Source organism: Shewanella marinintestina (assembly GCF_023283845.1).
GTDB classification, from domain to species: domain Bacteria; phylum Pseudomonadota; class Gammaproteobacteria; order Enterobacterales; family Shewanellaceae; genus Shewanella; species Shewanella marinintestina.
In genome coordinates this window covers 90,079-108,666 of sequence record NZ_JAKILC010000004.1, presented here as the reverse complement: position 1 = coordinate 108,666, position 18,588 = coordinate 90,079, and the positions used below count along the sequence as shown (strand labels likewise).

Genomic DNA, 18,588 nt, shown 5'->3' with positions numbered 1-18,588 from the left:
TTTATGAATACCAAAATTACCGTACCGTTAGTACTTTCACTGTTGGTCGCCCACAATGCAATGGCTGGCGCTTACATGTTCCCTGAGCTCGGTGGGGTTAATGTCAGTACTGCGGGCGCAGGCGCTCAAGCACTGGCAGAAGGCGCTGAAACCGCTTTTGCAAACTCTGCGGCAATGACAAAGCTCACAGAACCTACCTTGGCATTTAACCTACAAGGTATGGCGTCAGATATTCAGTACACCGACACGGGATCCGATGGCATATTTTCTGGTGGAGAAGCAACAACTCAAGCAGGAACCGCAATGCCTGCAGGAGCCATGTATTATGTCACGCCAATTAATGAGCAGTGGAGCGCAGGTATCGCGTTAGTATCTACCGGCGGCTCAATAATTGATTACGGAGCTGACTTTTCAGGCGCGCTGTTATTACAAGATGCCAAACTCATCACCGCACAGCTAAACCCAAGTGTTGCTTACAAGGTTAATGAGCAATTATCACTGGGTGTGGGGCTTGTGGCTGAATACGGTAAACTAGAGCAAAACTTTGCAGGAACAGACAAGTTTCAAACCGAAGCGACTGGCAGTGATCTCGACTTTGGTTATACGCTCAGTGCCTTCTATGAGTTTAGCGATAATCACCGACTCGGTTTTTCATATCGTTCTGAAATAGAACACGATATGGATGGCAATTTAACCATAGCCCATCAAGGGCTAGACTCCTCGGTTGGTATTATTATGCCAGCCAATGCATCCTTAAGTGGTTACCACAATGTCACCGATAAAGCCGCTTTGCTATGGAGCTTAGGTTGGACACAATTTAGTACGATTGAGACCACCAATATTGCGCTGGATCAGCGAGTTATCGAGATCCAAAGACAGTGGGATGACACGGTAACGGCAAGCTTAGGCGGTTATTACCGACTCAATGAGAAATGGCGATTAGAAGGCGGTGTATCTTACGAGTCATCACCACAAGATGACCCTACGATGCAGTATCCCGATGTCCCCACCGGCGAGCTTTGGAAATATGCCATAGGTGCAACGTACGACATCAACCAGAGCTGGCGTATGAACATTTACTATGAGTATCTTGATGTTGGAACGCCGAGTATTGAATTTCAGTTAGCGAACTCAACACTCAGAGGAGACTACTCTGCAGCAATCCATTTCTTTGGAGTGATGACTAACTATCGGTTCTAGCCCTTAGTTTGCTAACCAATAACTGACTGGCAATTTATTGCTAGTCAGTTTTAGATACGCTTAATACCAATTATCAACACGACATCAATGTCGCACAATATTACTGCGTCACTGTGGCAGAAGATGACTTAAGTCTATTTATCCTTTTGCGGTAACATAACTGCTTCGACTAATTATAATTTGGCAAGGTTTACTCGCTAATATCGCTAAAGCAAATGTGGGGATTGGTAGAAGGATACTTAACTAGGTTGCTAAAATAGCCAAATTTCAGGCATAAAAAAACCTGCTCGATGGCAGGTTGCTTTGTTGATAATGGTACCTGAGGACGGACTTGAACCGTCACTTCTTTCGAAATCGGATTTTGAATCCGACGTGTCTACCAATTCCACCACTCAGGCATTATCAATAACACTTACTTAAATCTGCTCGACCTCAGTAAGTGAACGGAATTATACCTACAGAGAAACGAATGGCAAGTACTTTGAATTGAGTTTTGTATCAACTGAGCATTTTTCATGCTCAACAGTCAGGAAGCGCTTACTATCCGTGCAAATTGCTTAGATTTGGATTAATCGTTATAGACATCAAAAATTAGCAAAACGTGATCTACACCATATTCATTAACAACAAACGCCCAATTAATTAATAACCGAGTTCGTTTTTGACTCAGATCAAAAAACAACCGACTGTACACGGGTATTGTTACTAGGAATTAAAAAGAAAGAGGATTTCGCAAATGGCATTCTGGTTAGATTTGATGTTTGGCAACCCAATTGGATTGCTATCAATGATTGTTATCTTTAGTACTATTGGCATCATTTCATATCTGATGTGGATGTTCTATACCAAGTCTGCGGATCCCGAGAATTAACACTGAGTTGTTCTTTCTAATGCAGGGGGCTTATTGCCCCCATTTTTTTGTCCGTAAATTTAAGAGCTACACCACTTAAAGCTAAGTATCCAATAAGCCCATTAAGCAGCTTGCTTGCGTGGAGCGGCAAAACTGTTCACAAAATGTGGACGTGCTTTAATTAAGTTTTTCATCTCTTCAGCACTTGGTTCTCCCACAGGAAAACGCAGAACTTGGCGGTTCAAATGTGTACGGGCACGCATTGATATCTTGAAATCTGCAGTAGAAGCTTGAATTGCATAATTTTTCTGATTACCTAAACATTCCAAAATGCCAGCTTTTAATAAGCTATTCACAGCGGGTTCTTGTTCAGGCAAGGTCAAAATCGTTTCGCCTTGTAAGAAAAACTCTCTTAATAATGCTCTTTCAGTTGGATCCAATAATTTGACTTTCTCTTCGATGATCTCCACTGAACGCTTGTCGCTTAAGTAACTAATAGCTTCATCTAGGAAATAGCTTAAAATTTGTGTTAATAAATAAGCAGCGCCAATAATCAGCCCTAGTCCGATAAAGTGTGCATATTGCTGTGAAAAATCATGCAAACTTAATGACGTAAGCAAAGCTTCTGGGGCAAACAATAAAGCGCCACATGCCAATGCTTGCCACAGCATTGCTGTGAAGAAGAATTTTTTAGCCGACATCATTTTAAAAGAAGACAATTTAAAAGCTACGTTTTGCATACCCAATGTACCCAGTGTCAGAAATCTGTTCCTAGTCAATTAAAAGCAATAATGATGCCAATACATCATCTTCCAATTAATAATTTCACATATAGCTAAAACGCTAATTTAACGGGCATAAATCAAATATTAGGTATAAAAAAAGCGCCACTATAGCGCTATTTTTAACCACATCAATGCAAAACTACTTAGCGTTCGCCTTAGCGGCCAATTTGGTTAATACACGGCTAGTTGCAACAAAACCAAATGTACCTGTAACGACTGTCACAGCGCCAAATCCTGAAGCGCAGTCCATACGCATGCTGCCTTCAGCAGTGGCCTTAGTGCTGCAAACGCTACCATCAGCTTGTGGGTATACTAATTGTTCAGTAGAGAACACCGCTTCAATAGAAAAACGACGTGCTACATTCTTAGAAAAGTTATATTCACGCCTAAGCATGTTACGCACCTTAGCTAATAGCGGATCTTGGTAGGTTTTAGCTAAATCTGTAACCTGCACCTGAGTAGGATCCATCTGTCCGCCAGCACCACCAACGGTTACGATTGGCAATTTTTGACGCTTACACCAAGCAATTAGTGCTGTTTTCGCTTTTACAGCATCAATACAATCAACAACATAATCGATATTGCCGCCCGCTTTTTTACCTTGAAAATACTCTGATAGGTTTTCAGGAGTAATAAAGTCTTCTATTTCATTGACGATACATTCTGGATTAATCTGCTTTAAGCGATCAGCCATAACTTCAACTTTAGACTCACCTATGGTGTCTTTTAACGCGTGGGCTTGTCTGTTGGTGTTAGTTACACATATATCATCGAGGTCGATTAAAGTGATCTGCCCAATCCCACTTCTTACTAAAGACTCTGCTACCCAAGTCCCTACTCCACCAATACCAACCACCACCACATGGGCTGAAGCAAAGTAGCTAAGAGCTTGTTGGCCATATAAACGGCCGATACCAGCAAAACGATTTAAGTAAGCGTCAGATAAAGTGTGATTATTCAAAGTGATACTCAATGTAGGAAAAAACAGACAAAGTTATAAGCTCGATATGTAACTATTTTATCTTAAACCTGTGCAAAACTCTAAAATAAATCATCCGACAAAACACACATTTGTGAATGATTGGTAACCATGCCAACAACTAGACACCTGACTTGTTTTTCGCGTTGCATTTATTTTAAGTCATTGTTTAAAAGCGGTAAATACCGATGACTTTCATCACGAAAGATCTGCTAATCATGATCTAGATCACTAACTACTTTTATGTTTCCGTGCAAAAATCTCGCCCGACAAATACAGCTTCAGCTTGTTGGCCTATAAATCCGGGCTAACAAATATTGATAGCCTGCAACTATAAATAGCGATTCGCTACAGGAAGATGAAAATGAAAAAAACTGTTCTGTCTGCCACGATTGTTTCTGCACTAGCCGCCACTTCTTTTACAGCATTAGCTGATGGCCCAAATTTCTATGGTCGTGCTGATCTTGCAATTACAAACTCTGATATGGGTATTGCAACTCAAAATCAAAAATCTGGCACCATCATTGAGAACAACTTCTCATGGTTAGGCGTTAAAGGTACTGAAGCGATCAATAACGATCTTGAAGTGGTTTACCAAATGGAGTTTGGCGTTAGCAACTTCGATAACTCAGGTAACACTTTCTCTGCACGTAACACTTTCTTAGGTCTTAAATCAGCTACTGCCGGTACTATTCTTGTTGGTCGTAATGACACTGTATTTAAAGCTGCTGAAGGTGGTTTTGACCTTTTCGGTAACTCTAACTCAGATATCGATCTTTTAGCTGCTGGCCAGTCTCGTAGCGCTGACGGCTTCACATATTACTCGCCAAAGATCGCTGACCTAGTCACACTAAATGCGACTTATTTGATGGACGACAACTACGCGCAAAAAGTAGGCGATGAAGTCATCGACGCTGACAATATGTATGCACTTAGTGCAACTATTGGTGATAAAGCACTTAAAGCACAGAACTACTATGTGTCTGCAGCTTACAACGACAGCATTGATAACGTAAAAGCTTACCGTGGTGTTGCTCAAGTTAAACTCGGCCAAGTAATCTTAGGTGGTTTCTACCAAAACAGTGAACACGTTGATAGCAAGTACGCCAATCTAGAAGGTGACACTTACTTCGTAAACGCGGCATATGTTATGGGTAACCTAAAACTTAAAGCTATGTACGGTAGCGATGATTCTGGTTTAGGTAAATACGTTAGCCGTTATGTTGGCGACGTAAATGGTGGTCTAGAAACTGTTAGCGACGTTGATCTACAGCAATTCAGCTTAGGCGCTGATTACCGCTTAAGTAAAAATACTTTAGTATATGGTCACTACACGAAGTACGACGGTGACATTAAGCTAACTGGTGTTACACAAGATCTAAGCGATGACATCTTCACTGTTGGTATGCGTTTCGATTTCTAAGTTGATTGAAAGGTAAACCTGCACAGTTTGTGCAGTTCGAATTTTGCATATAAAAAACAAAGGCAGCTAAGGCTGCCTTTTTAATGCCTATTTTTTAAGCATCTTTAGCAAGTCTAGATAAACAAAGGGTCTACAACAAAAAAGTAACATTTATACTGGTTATTAGGCTTTTTCCGGCCCAATTGCTTACTGGTCAATTTATCTACACACATTCAAACCAAAAATCAACATTTACACAACCTTAGTAAGTCCTTAAAAAGTAAAAGCTATTATATTTACAAGCCGCATAAATACTACTTTAGAGATAGTCTTAAGTGTTTATTTTTACAGATATTCCCAATTAATCAGTCAAAGTTCCCCAATCGTCACAAAAAAGTATCAATAAAGGCCTTGAACCCCGAAAACATGATCTAGTCCACAATCTTAATGCCATAAAACTGTAATATTTAGCCCCACAATTGTTATGAGCTTGGATGCAAGTAACAAAAACAAAAGTTTATGTAAAAAACCATAAGAAACGAATAGGAACTTAGGTTCTGGGAGCAAATGAAATGAAAAAGACACTAATCTCTGCATCAGTGGCATCAGTTTTAACCCTAGCTTCTTTCGGCGCGCTAGCCGATGGTCCAGGCTTTTACGGTCGTCTAGACCTAGCTGTTACAAACTCTGATCAAGGTGCGACTCTTCAAGGTGGCACTCACGGTGTTGAAGTAGGTCAAAGTGGTACATATTTAGAAAACAACTTCTCTCACATCGGTGTTAAAGGTAGCGAAAGCCTAACTAGCAACATCGACGTTATCTACCAAATGGAATTCCAAGTAGAAAATACTTCATCTTCTAGTGATGTATTTAAAGCGCGTAACACTTTCCTAGGTCTTAAGTCTCAAGCTGGTACTGTACTTGTTGGTCGTAACGACACTGTATTTAAGCAAGCTGAAGGTGGCATCGATGCATTCGGTAACACTAACGCAGATATCGACCGTCTAGTATCTGGTCAAACTCGTGCTGCAGATGGTATCTGGTACTACTCTCCAAAGATCGCTGACCTAGTTACATTGAACGCGACTTACCTAATGACTGACAACCAAGATGCAGACACTGGTTCTGAAGCTCAGTACGCGTTAAGCGCAACTCTTGGTGACAAGAAGTTCAAAGCACAAAACTACTACTTCGCAGCAGCTTACAACAAAGGCATTTCAAACATTGATGCATACCGCGCTGTAGCTCAAGCTAAGTTTGGTGACTTTAAAGTGGGTGGTTTCTTCCAAAATTCAGAAGGTGTGATTACTTCTGGCGATAAGAAGAATAGCAACCTAGACGGTAACACTTACTTTGTAAATGCTATTTACAACCTAAACGGTGTTAACTTGAAAGTTCAATACGGTGTTGATGAATCAGGCTTAGGTTCTTACTTTAAGAAATCTGGCGGTGTTCACTTAGATACATCTGATGTTAACGTTCAAAACATCACAGTAGGTGCTGACTACAAGATCTCTAAATCAACTATGGTATATGGCCACTACGCTATGTACGAAGGCGATTACAAAATCGCTGGTGCTAAAATTGATCTAGAAGACGATAGCGTATTCACTGTTGGTATGCGTTACAACTTCTAATCGATTGAGTCTGTAGACTCTGCGATTTTAAGCCATAAAAAAGCGACCTAAGGTCGCTTTTTTATTTTCGCTATTGGCTATTTTCGATAGTTCACTTTTAGCGGCTTAACTAGACTTTACGGGTTAACTTGTACACACTTTCAGTTAGCCAAGACACCTGCTTTTTAACAAAGCGCGGATTATCACTAAGTACATCCTCGCTTGCTAAGCATTCAATCTCAAAATCATCGCTAAGATTTGCATTAATCCAATCATCAGATACAGCAAACGGCGGACCATTTAATTCTGCTTGTGGGTAATCTAAAGTAATAAGTAAACCTACACTGTTAGCCGGAATAAGCTTAGCCAGCTGTTTAGCGTAAGCAATACGCATATCTTCAGGCCAAGCAATCAATGCGGCGCGATCATAGAAAGCTTCAATATTTGGTAATGTTAGCGCATCAAGAGTGAAAATATCGCCTTGATAAATAGTAACCTGCTCAGTTGAGAACTTTTGGTGTTCGCCAACTTGACTAACTTCTAGGGGTAAGCCGTTTTCTTGGTAAAACTGCTTTACAGCTAGCTCATTTAGCTCGCAACCAACAACATCATGGCCTTGCTCTGCGAGAAAACACATATCCAATGATTTACCACATAAAGGTACCAACACCTTGCTAGTGGGGTTAAGACCTAATTGTGACCAAAACTTAACTAATAACGGATTAACTGCATCTAAATGAAAGCCTATCTGCTGGGCATCCCACTTTTCATGCCAAAAACTTGGTTGCATAATCGAAGTCCTAACGAAAAAACTTAGCTAAATTAGGTATGACTGTGCGCTTGAAGGGAACTGGGAAGAGAGTAAAGCCTCACTCCTAAACAAGTGATACTTCAAGACTTGGCATACCGCTATGGACATTACTGTATAGACAGAGCTAACCATAAGCAAAAGAATAATCTAATGAATAACCGTAGCAACCCGCTAACCAAGTCTTTAAAGGATAGGTGCTTTCATCTGTTTACTCATTTTGAGTACTCAGAATCAGTAAATCTAAATATTCAGTGTTTGTTGGACCTTTCTAAGCCAGATGCAGTTTTCACATTCACAATTACGTCGAGATAGATGATGCGGCGTTAAACTTGAATCAATAAAATCAACCGCGACCAATAATTGCTGTCTCAAGTCCTCTACAGACTTTCTTTCAACGGCAATAGTTTCATCGTTATGGTTCATCCAAGTACACTCCATGCCTTGATGGCAATTAATGCACTCCATATCCGTTGGGTTAAAAAAACCTGCATGCGGACAATAATTTAATTCCATCGACTACAAAATACGCCGTCTTGGATACTCAAGTAATTTTATTAGTTCGGATTTATCTAGTCCTGACATAAAGCCACCTCGGGTTGATATCTAAGCCTTTTCTTTGGCTTATACCATTTATACTAGCACTGCGTTTAAGATTACCTTTGTCTTATTCTGGTAGATTTGATATGCATCAATATCTAATCCAAAAATATTAGTTAGGTGTCACCAAAATCGTATTTTTATGCCCTCGAACAAGCACCATCCAGTCAATCTGCTTGGACTTTATTATCTCTAATTGATTTAATGGAATTAAATAAAGAAGGGGACTCTATTGCAAACACCTGAACTGCAGCATTTTTACATCTCAGAAGAGCAATCTATCTATCTACTGGGTGCTAATGATGCACGTAAACACAAAGCTTGGATCCGTCTGTGTAAGCAACAACTTGGCCAGCTTGGTTATACGGATATAGAGCTAGTGGGTAAAGGTGCATACGGCTTTGTATTTGCAGGCATCAATCAGCAAGGTGATGCTCATGTGTTTAAATTCTCCCGTCTAACCTTACCGCAGCATATTCAAGATAGGCTCGAAGAAGAAGCCTTTATGCTATCGCAAGTAATCCACCCCAATGTGCCACCAGTGATTAAGTTTGAACACGTCGGTAAGCAAGGGATTTTAGTGATGGCTAGAGCGCCAGGGGAAGATCTAGAACAGCTGTGCGTTAGAGTTGGTGCTCTCCCCGTAGCAATGGTGATGAATATTGCCCGACAGCTCGCCGCAGTTTTGCAGTACCTTCATAATGGCCGTCCGCTTATCCACGGTGATATAAAACCCTCTAATTTAGTCTACGACATTAATACAGGTCACCTGTCATTAATTGACTGGGGCTCAGCAGTATTTGCTCAGCGAGACATTGAAGGTAATCCGGTTAATGGCAGCGTGATGGACTTAATGTCGAGCGATCATCAACATACCAACGCACGCATGGGGGATGTTTATTTTATCGGTGATGAGCAACTCAATGGTGCGCTGTCTAGTCCACGATTTGATGAACAAGGCGTTGCCGCAACCTTATATGCTCTAGCTTCAGGGCAAGCTAGCCGTTTTGGCAGTAAAGTTATTCCTCCCACCAGCATAGGCTTACCAGTTGAACTTGCACGCACCTTAGATGCCATGCTCAGTGAAGATCCTGCACAACGGAAAAAAGCGGGTGACTACTTTTTAAAAAGTATGGCCCACAGCCATAGATTGCATTTACCTGAAGTCAACCATGGCCCGCTCATACCTGAAATACCAATATGGAATCTGCCACGAGATAAAGAGGTCGAAACCGTTAGCTATAGCTCGCGTAAAGCTTTCTTAAAAGAACACAATAGCGATGACCCCATTGCTAAAATGGACGATCTGCAATTAGAAAAATACTACCGCAACTTTATGGCTGGCATGGGGGATACAGAAAAAGGTTTTATTGCTGCGGTGGGCCGCCTAAGTCAATATGCCATTGTCGGCGGGCTAGCAATTCACTGGCGCGAAACGGGTGTATTTATTGATTCTAACCTAGCGATTTACAAGGCTGAACAAAAGCACGCTATTACAATTGCCGTTAATAACATGGTGACCTTAGCCCGTGGGATCCGTCGTATTGGTGTATTTAAGGCTTGTTTCTTTAATGCACGCGACACGTTGCATATTGAAAGAACAAACAGCTCACAGCCCTTTGTTTGTGGCAGTGATCAACAACTGCCTTTTGAAGTCGGGGACGTGCCGTCATTGGAAGATAAATCGCGCTTACATTCTTACTTTGAAGATGGTCGAGATCCAGAAGAGAATTTAGAGCTCCCCAAAGAAATTATGACTGAGCTTGGCTGGATAAACCAAATTCACCACACCGGTTGCATTATTTTTGAGGTCCTGCCTAATCACATGAAGATCCACAGCTATTTACGATTGCTCAACCCCAGAAAACAGGCAGCCTTTAGGGCCAGTCTTGACAGGATCTTATCTCATGTCGATAAGATCCAAGGTAAAGGAGTCTCGGGTTTTATGAAACTCCCCTATAAAAACACCCGAAAATTTAACCTAATAGAGCGCAGAGCAGACCGCTTTTATCCGCGCAATCCTAAGCAATTAGAACATGAAAAACCGGACAAGATCACGGCCAGATAAAGTGTTAAGGTTTTGGTTGTTTATCGTCAGCAGCTTTATCAGTGTCATCACTAGCCTTTTCACCTTCAAAGGTTGTCCCTTTTACTTGATGACTCTCAGGGCGTTTATCACTTGGGTCGTCTTTACGCTCAAAATCACCATCAAAGGTATTACCTTGATCAAATGGCGACTGACCTCCCTGACCAAATGGGTTTTGTCCTTGCGGTCCCATTCCTGGGCCAAAGCCCGCGCCAAACCCTGACTGGAAACCACCATTAGCTTGCACTTTTAGCTGCATACGTTGGTAGAAAAACTTCGCTACGGGAATACGTGTAAATGGCGTTAATAATACTAGGCCAATAAAGTCAGTCACAAAGCCTGGTATAAGCAATAAAAGCCCAGCAACCGCTAACATCATGCCTTCAACAATTTCTTGTCCTGGCGCCTCACCACGAGCCAATTTTTGCTGAACCTGCATTAACGTACTAACACCTTGGCTACGCACTAGCGAAACCCCGACTACAGCCGTAAAAATCACCAATGCAACAGTTGTCCAACTACCGAGTACTTCGCCCACGCGGATCAGTACTGATAGTTCCATCACAGGAACGACAACAAATATTAATAACAAAATAAAAAACACACTGACCTCACATTTTTTGCTGGTGATGAAAACTAAATTGGGGTTACTCGGTCTATTTTCAAGCCGTAGCTTGATGGGCTGAGTTAATTAACAAAAATAATTGCCTCAAACGTGCCCTTTAACCCAGTAATTGTAAGCAAAAACTACTGGCATCACTATTTTAGCAATGCCTTAATGCAAGGCTAAGTTAAAACACGTAAAGTAACAATTAGCTTTATTATCAGCCATTGTAACTTATTTGGCTTAATACAATTTTAATCTGTTGGACAATAGAAATAGTTTAAATGCAAAACCAATTTTTGTTAGTTATCACAACATGCCCTAGCGCCGAGCATGCTAAAAATCTTGCCCGGGAGCTGGTCAAAAACAAACTTGCCGCCTGCGTACAGATCTCACAAGCGATTACGTCCGTATATGAGTGGCAAGGTGAGTTGTGTGAAGAGCAAGAGTTTAATTTGCAAATTAAATGCTTAGCGCAGCATTACAGTGCCATAGAGCACACACTCTCTACGCTGCATCCTTATGATGTACCCGAGCTAATTGCGGTCCCTATTACCCAAGGACTGCCAGCCTATTTTGATTGGATAAAAGAAACTACACAGCCATGAAAAGAATCATTAACCTGTTTTTAGCCTCGTTATTGCTATTAACTCCTTTGGTCCATGCAGAGGGGATTTTCAGCAGTAATAAGTTTGACTTTTTAAAGGGTGAGCCCGAGCTCATGCCGGTTGATCAAGCCTTTGTTTTCGATTTTAAACAGCAAGGCGAACAAGTCAAAATAAGCTGGGTCATTGCCGACGGTTACTACATGTACCGCGACAAACTGAAATTCGAAACGAGTGACGGCGCCGTGCTGGGTGAAATAGCCCTACCTCAAGGTAAAATGCACAATGATGAGTATTTTGGCGAGCAACAAGTCTATTATTCTTATGTTGATATTCCTGTTGCAATTAAACAAGCCGCTACTGGTGCCAGCTTAAATGTCACTTTTATGGGTTGTGCTGAAGGCAAACTCTGCTTTCCACCGACCAAACGCACAGCGGAGTTAACCGCTGTCGCAGCCAATGACGGCACACTTCCTCAAGCTGATACGGCTCTTGCTACTGACAATACAGCGACAGAAAACAGCGCCCCAATTACTCAACAAGACAGCTTAAGTGCCATGTTATCGGGCGATAGCCTGATTTGGACCTTGGTAATATTCTTCGGTTTAGGTATTGGCCTTGCCTTAACACCTTGTGTATTCCCTATGTACCCTATCTTGTCTGGCATTATTGTCGGCCAAGGGGAAAAGCTGTCTACCGCTAAAGCATTTACGCTTTCAATGGTATACGTTCAAGGTATGGCAATTACCTACTCTCTAGTAGGTTTAATCGTTGCCTCTGCGGGGATGAAATATCAAGCAGCCTTGCAACACCCTGCTGTGCTTATCGGCCTAGCAATACTGTTCTTTGTGCTTAGCTTATCGATGTTTGGCCTATACGATCTTAAACTGCCATCGAAGTGGCAAGAAAAGATGAATGCATTTTCGAATAACCAAAAAGGCGGCAACGTGATTGGTGTATTCGTAATGGGGATAATTTCAGGCTTAGTTGCCTCGCCTTGCACCACAGCTCCCCTATCAGGCGCACTGATTTATGTGGCGCAAACCGGTGATCTATTGCAAGGCTTTTTAGCACTGTACGTACTGAGTATGGGTATGGGCCTACCGTTACTGATTATCGGCACTTCAGGCGGTAAGTTGTTGCCAAGAGCAGGTAGTTGGATGGATATCATCAAGACTATTTTTGGCTTCTTACTGATTGCGGTATCAATCGTGATGATAGGCCGAATTTGGCCAGACTTTATCTCAGATCTGTTATGGTCAATCTGGGCTATTACTTTAGTCGGTTACTTGATGCACCAAAACAAACTCAGCGAATTTAACTGGAAGCAAACCGTGCGTTCAGTACTACTGATGTTAGCGTTACTGGGTAGTTTCTCTTACGGTATGCAAGCGGTCATGACCAAGCTTGGCTTTAATACTCACACCAATGTAGCCACTAATAGCACTGCTGAAAATCATGGTTTTATCCGTATTAAGTCACTTCTCGACCTGCATACTGAAGTTGCAGCTGCAACAGCACAAGGCAAGACGGTAATGGTCGATTTCTATGCTGACTGGTGCGTCGCCTGTAAAGAGTTTGAAGCGATCACATTTAAAGATCCACTCGTCATCGAACGCATGGATCAAATGGTATTACTACAAGCTGATGTCACCAAAAACGATGCGGTTGATATTAAGCTGCTGGAGTACTACGACATACTCGGTTTACCTACTTTGTTAATGTTTGACGAAAACGGCGTGATTCGTGACGACCTGCGGGTTACAGGCTTTATGCGACCAAAAGCATTTGCAGAGCACTTAGATCACCTAGTGAAATAACTGTGGTTAAACAAGCATTAGCGAAATAGCACTTATGCCGTTACTCAGCTGATGACGACTTATCACTGAATAAAGTATTAAAAGCCCCAGTTCATTAAATGAACAGGGGCTTTTTTGTATCTAGATAGTACTTTAATAAAAAGCGTTAACAAACATCACTTTTGTTCACATTTTTCAGCTCAACTTCATAAATTTCTTATACAATGGTGCATCATTCCATATTTAAAAAGGAGCATCATGGAACCCGCCATACTCATTATCACCTTAGCCTGCGGCATGTTAGTTAGCCGTGTGGGACTGCCCCCATTAATTGGCTATTTAGTTGCGGGATTTGTACTGTTTCTATTTGGTATCGACGAGTCCAGCTTGCCAATGCTGGAACAACTTGCCAACCTAGGTGTGACCTTATTGCTGTTTGCCATCGGTCTAAAACTCGATCTACGCAGTTTATTTAAAGCAGAGGTTTGGGCTGGTTCGAGTTTACATTTACTCGGCTCTATGCTGTTCTTTATTCCGCTACTAAAGTTGCTTGGCTTACTCGGTTTAGAGCAGCTAACCGGGCTAGAGCTTAATCAATTAGCATTACTCGCATTTGCATTGAGTTTTTCAAGTACCATTTTTGCTGTAAAAATTCTCGAAGATAAAGGTGATATGCAGTCGCTTTACGGCCGCGTAGCCATTGGTATCTTGATTATGCAAGATATCTTCGCTGTTGCATTCTTAACAATATCAAAGGGCGACGTCCCGTCTTACTGGGCACTGTGCCTATTGCTGCTACCGCTTGCAAAACCATTAATCTACAAAGCTTTTGATCGCGTAGGTCATGGCGAATTATTGGTGCTATTTGGCTTGGTCATGGCGCTTGTTATGGGCGCAGGCTTATTTGAACTCGTAGGCTTAAAGCCCGATTTGGGCGCTTTGATTATCGGTATTTTGCTGGCTGGTCACCCTAAATCATCAGAACTTGCTAAGTCACTGTTTTACTTCAAAGAGCTATTTCTGGTCGCCTTCTTCTTAACTGTTGGTCTCAATGGTTTACCCACATTTTCCGATATTGGTGTCGCGGCGATTTTAGTGCTGGTTGTGCCGATTAAGCTCATCTTATTTATGTACTTGTTAACCCACTTTAAATTGCGTTCACGTACGGCGTTACTGAGCTCCTTTTCTTTAGGAAACTACAGTGAATTTGGTTTAATTGTGGCTGCAGTAGCGACATCAAAAGGCTGGCTACCACCGCAATGGATGGTAATTTTAGCCGTAGCCTTAAGCTTTAGCTTTTTGTTTGCAGCGCCGTTAAACACCGCATCAGGACGACTTTATCAAAAGTATCAAAGTCGACTTAAACGGCTAGAAAAACACCCTCTTCACCCTGAAGACAGACCTATTCCTGTCGGTAATCCGCGCTTCTTAATTTTAGGTATGGGTCGTATCGGTTCAGGCGCCTACGATGAACTTCGAGCTCGTTACGACGGCGAGATCTTAGGCATTGAGCATAAACAAGAGTTAGTGGATTTTCATATCAACGAGGGACGTAATGTTGTACAAGGCGACGCCTCGGATACTGACTTTTGGGAAAAATTAGATAGAGCACCTAACTTAGAACTCGTGTTACTCACCATGCCTCATCACGTGGGTAATCAATTTGCGGTAGAACAGCTGAAACTACTTGATTATCAAGGCAAGTTAAGCGCAATTGTAAAGTATAAAGAAGATGCTCAGTCCCTCAGTGAATCAGGGGTACATAGCGTTTACAACCTCTATGAAGCTGCCGGTGCGGGTTTAGTTGAACACTTGGTTAAAGAGCTACTGACTCCGAGTGGTAATGCGCCAGACAACCCTGATGCCATTAACCATAAAAATGAGGCGGAGCCATTAGAAGCTAGTCAAAAAGACTGATTGTATACATTATCCTTTTTATAACGTATGTTATTGGCATCGAATATAAGATGACCAATAACATACGATGTTTAATAAAAATTATAAGCAAAGTCTCGTTGCCTGTACCTTTTTTACAAGCCTTTTAGTCGCTCTATATATTAGCTCCATTAGCCATGTTCAAGCGAAAGGTGAACGTTGGCAAAACCATCAGTTGTTTGAACAAAATAAGCTGCCACCACATGCCAGCTTTTTTGCCTATACCAACCTTAGCCAAGCATTAAAAGATGACTATCGAACTAGTGCTAATTTTTATGACCTTAATGGCCGCTGGCAATTTCATTATGCAGCCAACCCTTTTAGCGTCCCTAAAGACTTTGCCCAAATCGATGCCAACCTCGATGACTGGCAAAGTATTCAAGTCCCTGGTAACTGGGAGACCCAAGGCTTTGGTCATGCAATTTACCTCGATGAGCGCTACCCGTTTACAACTACTTGGCCTGATGCGCCTGAAGAGCATAACCCTACAGGTAGCTACCGCCGCGAAATACAATTACCGCAAGAATGGCTAGACAAACAAGTGTTTTTGCATATTGGTGCGGCGCGTTCAGCACTCACCATCTATGTAAATGGAGAGGAAGTCGGTTACAGTCAAGGCGCTAAAACGCCCGCGGAATTTGATATTACCTCTTACCTAAATCCTGGTAATAATCTGCTAGCACTAAAAATTATTCGCTGGAGTGACGCCAGTTATCTTGAAAGCCAAGACATGCTTAGGGTCAGTGGCATTGAGCGTGATGTGTTCCTGTATGCTACAGAGAAACAAAGGGTTAGTGATATAGATGCCGAATACCAACTCTCTAAAAACTTAGATAAAGCCAACATTAACCTCAAGCTGAAACTTGAAAACCATAACCCCTCTCAAGCAAGTAACCAAGGTTATCATCTCAGTTATCAATTGTTATCACCACAGGGCAAAACCGTCAGTCAAGGCGCTAGAACATTTGCTGTGATAAACAAACAACAACTTGAGAAAATAGACTTTACTGTTACTGGGCCACAATTGTGGAGCGCTGAAACACCTCATCTATATCAGCTTATTGTTAGCCTTAACGATAACCAAGGTGAATTGCTACAAGCCAGTAGTCAATATTTAGGTTTTCGCCGAGTCGAGATAAAAGATGGTCAACTGCTTGTTAATAATAAGGCAATCACCATACGCGGAGTCGACAGGCATGAAACCGATCCTAATACGGGTCATGTCGTTAGTCGAGCCAGCATGGAAACCGACATTCGCCTACTGAAGCAAAACAATATCAATGCAGTGCGCTCTAGCCATTATCCTAATGATCCATACTGGTTGAGACTCACCGATAAGTATGGCCTGTATGTTATCGATGAAGCAAATATCGAATCACACCCTCTCGCTATCGATAAAAATACCCAACTTGGTAACGAAATGAGCTGGCTGCCAGCACATCTGTCGCGGGTAGAGCGTATGGTCGAGCGCGATAAGAACCATCCTTCTATTATCGTCTGGTCTCTGGGTAATGAAGCTGGAGAAGGTAAACTATTCGCTGCACTCTATGATTGGATTAAGCAGCGCGACCCTAGCCGCCCAGCGCAATATGAGCCTGCAGGGCAACATGCTTATACCGATATTGTTGCCCCCATGTACCCTTCAATCGAACGCATTAAAAAATATGCCGAGACTCACAAAGACAGACCACTGATCATGATTGAATATGCTCATGCAATGGGGAATTCTGTCGGCAACTTACAAGACTATTGGGATGTAATAGACAAGTATCCGCAGCTGCAAGGTGGCTTTATATGGGATTGGGTAGACCAGTCATTAGCCTTTACGAATAAAAATGGTCAACGCTACTGGGCATACGGTAAAGACTACCACCCAGATATGCCCACTGATGGTAACTTTCTCAATAATGGTTTAGTCGATCCAGACAGAAACCCACACCCTCACTTATCTGAGGTAAAAAAGGTATATCAACCATTTAAATTCAGCGATTTTAACCACAAACAACAACGCATCAGTTTTACTCTTACAAATCGCTACGACTTTATCGACACCCGTGGTCTACAACTAAAATGGACACTGCAGCAAGATGGCCAAGCAATAGCAAAAGGACTGGCTCGATTACCTGAAGTGCTAGCAGGAAAATCAGCAGCGATTAATTTTAGTTTACCGAGTACAGCAACTGCTCCCCTAGTGCAAAGCCCGCAATTTGAATACCAACTGTTACTCGAAATAAAAGTCGATACGCCGCAGCCAATGCTGCCTAGCGACCACTTGATCGCTTTCGAGCAATTCACCCTACAAACTCCTACATACTCGTCACTAGAGCAGCATTCAACAGGCAAAAGTGGAATCCAAGCTAAAGCGACACATTGGTTATTAGTTAATGGTCATACGCAATATCAGATAGATAACACAAGTGGCTGGTTAACCGATATTCGCGTTGATGGCGTTACTCAACTTGATGGTCCGTTAATGGCTAACTTTTGGCGTGCGCCGACCGACAATGATCTTGGCAATCAAATGCCTAAATGGGCTGGGATCTGGCAAGACGCTGCAGCAGAGCTAACGTTAAATAAGATAAGCCTGATTGAGGATAAAGCCTCGACGCTCGAAGTGACGCATCAGCACCCTCAACTTAGTTTTACTTTAACAACCCGCTACCAAATAACTCAGCAAGGTAAGCTGTTTGTTAGCAGCCGATTTACCCCTGCTTCGAAAAAGATCGCCGACATGCCACGCTTTGGTTTCCAAGTAAGACTGCCTTTTGCTATGCGCTTTATGCACTACTTTGGCCGTGGACCTGAAGAAACTTATGCTGATAGAAAGTCTGGTAATGCTCTTGGCTGGTATTCACTACCAATAGAGAAAGCCTTTCACCGATATTCTCGTCCACAAGAAACAGGACAGCGAACCGACGTACGATACGTCGCTGTTACCAATAGCAAAGGTACTGGTTTGTTAGCACAAACAGCGATGAAAGATGAGTACCTACAAACTAGTCTATGGCCATTTGCACAAAAAGATATCGACTTTAGAACTGGCGATGCCGAAGGCTCTGCTTCAGGATTAGTCCCAGTTACCGCTAACCACGGCGCAGAGATCCCAGTGCGCAACTTTGTCACTTGGAATATTGATTACAAGCAAATGGGCGTTGGCGGTGACACATCATGGGGCAGACCTGTACATACGCCTTATCGTATTGCGCCAAAGCCTATGGAATTTAGCTTTAGCCTCACGCCAATCTCAACCACAAAAAACATTCAGCAGCAGGCGAGACTCCAGCGGTAACCTAGGGCTACGAACTTTAGGCAATAGCTG

Annotated in this window: 13 protein-coding genes, 1 tRNA gene and 1 pseudogene; 9 read left to right on the top strand and 6 right to left on the bottom strand. The window is 42.3% G+C overall.

Translation table 11 applies throughout. The features are described 5' to 3' along the window. The first annotated feature begins 3 nt into the window (after positions 1 to 3). Positions 4 to 1,200, top strand: coding sequence for an OmpP1/FadL family transporter (locus L2747_RS05860; protein WP_248998153.1), 1,197 nt, complete (start codon positions 4 to 6; stop codon positions 1,198 to 1,200). A gap of 313 nt (positions 1,201 to 1,513) precedes the next feature. Here L2747_RS05860 and L2747_RS05855 read toward each other — a convergent pair. Continuing rightward, positions 1,514 to 1,598 (bottom strand) — tRNA-Leu (locus tag L2747_RS05855). A 338-nt stretch (positions 1,599 to 1,936) separates the two neighbouring features. Between L2747_RS05855 and L2747_RS05850 the strand changes: the two genes are divergently transcribed. Beyond that, a complete protein-coding gene (locus L2747_RS05850) occupies positions 1,937 to 2,071 on the top strand; it encodes a DUF3149 domain-containing protein (RefSeq protein WP_012153859.1) in 135 nt (44 codons plus the stop codon). A gap of 101 nt (positions 2,072 to 2,172) precedes the next feature. On the opposite strand, the gene L2747_RS05845 is transcribed toward L2747_RS05850, so the two are convergent. Together L2747_RS05845 and tcdA are read right to left on the bottom strand one after the other, a co-directional pair. Next, complete coding sequence (locus L2747_RS05845; RefSeq protein ID WP_248998152.1) at positions 2,173 to 2,790, bottom strand: superinfection exclusion B family protein; 618 nt, start codon at positions 2,788 to 2,790, stop codon at positions 2,173 to 2,175. A gap of 184 nt (positions 2,791 to 2,974) precedes the next feature. Further along, positions 2,975 to 3,796: a tRNA cyclic N6-threonylcarbamoyladenosine(37) synthase TcdA gene (gene tcdA, locus L2747_RS05840; RefSeq protein ID WP_248998151.1), complete on the bottom strand. Its 822-nt coding sequence runs from the start codon at positions 3,794 to 3,796 to the stop codon at positions 2,975 to 2,977. 382 nt (positions 3,797 to 4,178) lie between these two features. Here tcdA and L2747_RS05835 point away from each other — a divergent pair, with 382 nt between their 5' ends. After that, positions 4,179 to 5,237: a porin gene (locus tag L2747_RS05835; RefSeq protein ID WP_248998150.1), complete on the top strand. Its 1,059-nt coding sequence runs from the start codon at positions 4,179 to 4,181 to the stop codon at positions 5,235 to 5,237. A 551-nt stretch (positions 5,238 to 5,788) separates the two neighbouring features. Then, positions 5,789 to 6,853, top strand: coding sequence for a porin (locus tag L2747_RS05830; RefSeq protein WP_248998149.1), 1,065 nt, complete (start codon positions 5,789 to 5,791; stop codon positions 6,851 to 6,853). A gap of 109 nt (positions 6,854 to 6,962) precedes the next feature. Here the strand turns inward: L2747_RS05830 and L2747_RS05825 are convergent, their stop codons facing one another. Together L2747_RS05825 and L2747_RS05820 are read right to left on the bottom strand one after the other, a co-directional pair. Beyond that, complete coding sequence (locus L2747_RS05825; RefSeq protein ID WP_248998148.1) at positions 6,963 to 7,622, bottom strand: thiopurine S-methyltransferase; 660 nt, start codon at positions 7,620 to 7,622, stop codon at positions 6,963 to 6,965. 261 nt (positions 7,623 to 7,883) lie between these two features. Next, positions 7,884 to 8,225 (bottom strand): annotated as a pseudogene (locus L2747_RS05820) (hypothetical protein). A gap of 247 nt (positions 8,226 to 8,472) precedes the next feature. On the opposite strand from L2747_RS05820, the gene L2747_RS05815 reads away from it, so the two are divergent. After that, complete coding sequence (locus tag L2747_RS05815; RefSeq protein ID WP_248998147.1) at positions 8,473 to 10,308, top strand: protein kinase domain-containing protein; 1,836 nt, start codon at positions 8,473 to 8,475, stop codon at positions 10,306 to 10,308. 4 nt (positions 10,309 to 10,312) lie between these two features. On the opposite strand, the gene L2747_RS05810 is transcribed toward L2747_RS05815, so the two are convergent. Further along, positions 10,313 to 10,930 (bottom strand): FxsA family protein, encoded by a 618-nt coding sequence (locus tag L2747_RS05810; RefSeq protein ID WP_248998146.1) that lies wholly within the window; start codon positions 10,928 to 10,930, stop codon positions 10,313 to 10,315. 284 nt (positions 10,931 to 11,214) lie between these two features. Here L2747_RS05810 and cutA point away from each other — a divergent pair, with 284 nt between their 5' ends. From cutA to L2747_RS05790, 4 genes are all read left to right on the top strand, one after another. Further along, complete coding sequence (gene cutA, locus L2747_RS05805; RefSeq protein WP_248998145.1) at positions 11,215 to 11,538, top strand: divalent-cation tolerance protein CutA; 324 nt, start codon at positions 11,215 to 11,217, stop codon at positions 11,536 to 11,538. Further along, on the top strand, positions 11,535 to 13,355 hold the full coding sequence (locus tag L2747_RS05800) for a protein-disulfide reductase DsbD (protein WP_248998144.1): 1,821 nt from the start codon (positions 11,535 to 11,537) through the stop codon (positions 13,353 to 13,355). The genes cutA and L2747_RS05800 overlap by 4 nt, the downstream gene beginning before the upstream one ends. 237 nt (positions 13,356 to 13,592) lie before the next feature. Next, positions 13,593 to 15,251 carry a cation:proton antiporter family protein gene (locus L2747_RS05795; RefSeq protein WP_248998143.1) on the top strand — a complete coding sequence of 553 codons (1,659 nt, stop codon included), beginning with the start codon at positions 13,593 to 13,595 and terminating at the stop codon, positions 15,249 to 15,251. Between the two features lie 67 nt (positions 15,252 to 15,318). Beyond that, positions 15,319 to 18,558 carry a glycoside hydrolase family 2 TIM barrel-domain containing protein gene (locus L2747_RS05790; RefSeq protein ID WP_248998142.1) on the top strand — a complete coding sequence of 1,080 codons (3,240 nt, stop codon included), beginning with the start codon at positions 15,319 to 15,321 and terminating at the stop codon, positions 18,556 to 18,558. Positions 18,559 to 18,588: the final 30 nt, after the last annotated feature.

Excerpts from the sequence above, each read along its gene's own strand:
- L2747_RS05860 (WP_248998153.1), top strand. The coding sequence starts at position 4 with ATGAATACCAAAATTACCGTACCGTTAGTACTTTCACTGTTGGTCGCC.
- L2747_RS05850 (WP_012153859.1), top strand. The coding sequence starts at position 1,937 with ATGGCATTCTGGTTAGATTTGATGTTTGGCAACCCAATTGGATTGCTA.
- L2747_RS05845 (WP_248998152.1), bottom strand. The coding sequence starts at position 2,790 with ATGCAAAACGTAGCTTTTAAATTGTCTTCTTTTAAAATGATGTCGGCT.
- L2747_RS05835 (WP_248998150.1), top strand. The coding sequence starts at position 4,179 with ATGAAAAAAACTGTTCTGTCTGCCACGATTGTTTCTGCACTAGCCGCC.
- L2747_RS05830 (WP_248998149.1), top strand. The coding sequence starts at position 5,789 with ATGAAAAAGACACTAATCTCTGCATCAGTGGCATCAGTTTTAACCCTA.
- L2747_RS05825 (WP_248998148.1), bottom strand. The coding sequence starts at position 7,622 with ATGCAACCAAGTTTTTGGCATGAAAAGTGGGATGCCCAGCAGATAGGC.
- cutA (WP_248998145.1), top strand. The coding sequence starts at position 11,215 with ATGCAAAACCAATTTTTGTTAGTTATCACAACATGCCCTAGCGCCGAG.
- L2747_RS05800 (WP_248998144.1), top strand. The coding sequence starts at position 11,535 with ATGAAAAGAATCATTAACCTGTTTTTAGCCTCGTTATTGCTATTAACT.
- L2747_RS05795 (WP_248998143.1), top strand. The coding sequence starts at position 13,593 with ATGGAACCCGCCATACTCATTATCACCTTAGCCTGCGGCATGTTAGTT.
- L2747_RS05790 (WP_248998142.1), top strand. The coding sequence starts at position 15,319 with ATGTTTAATAAAAATTATAAGCAAAGTCTCGTTGCCTGTACCTTTTTT.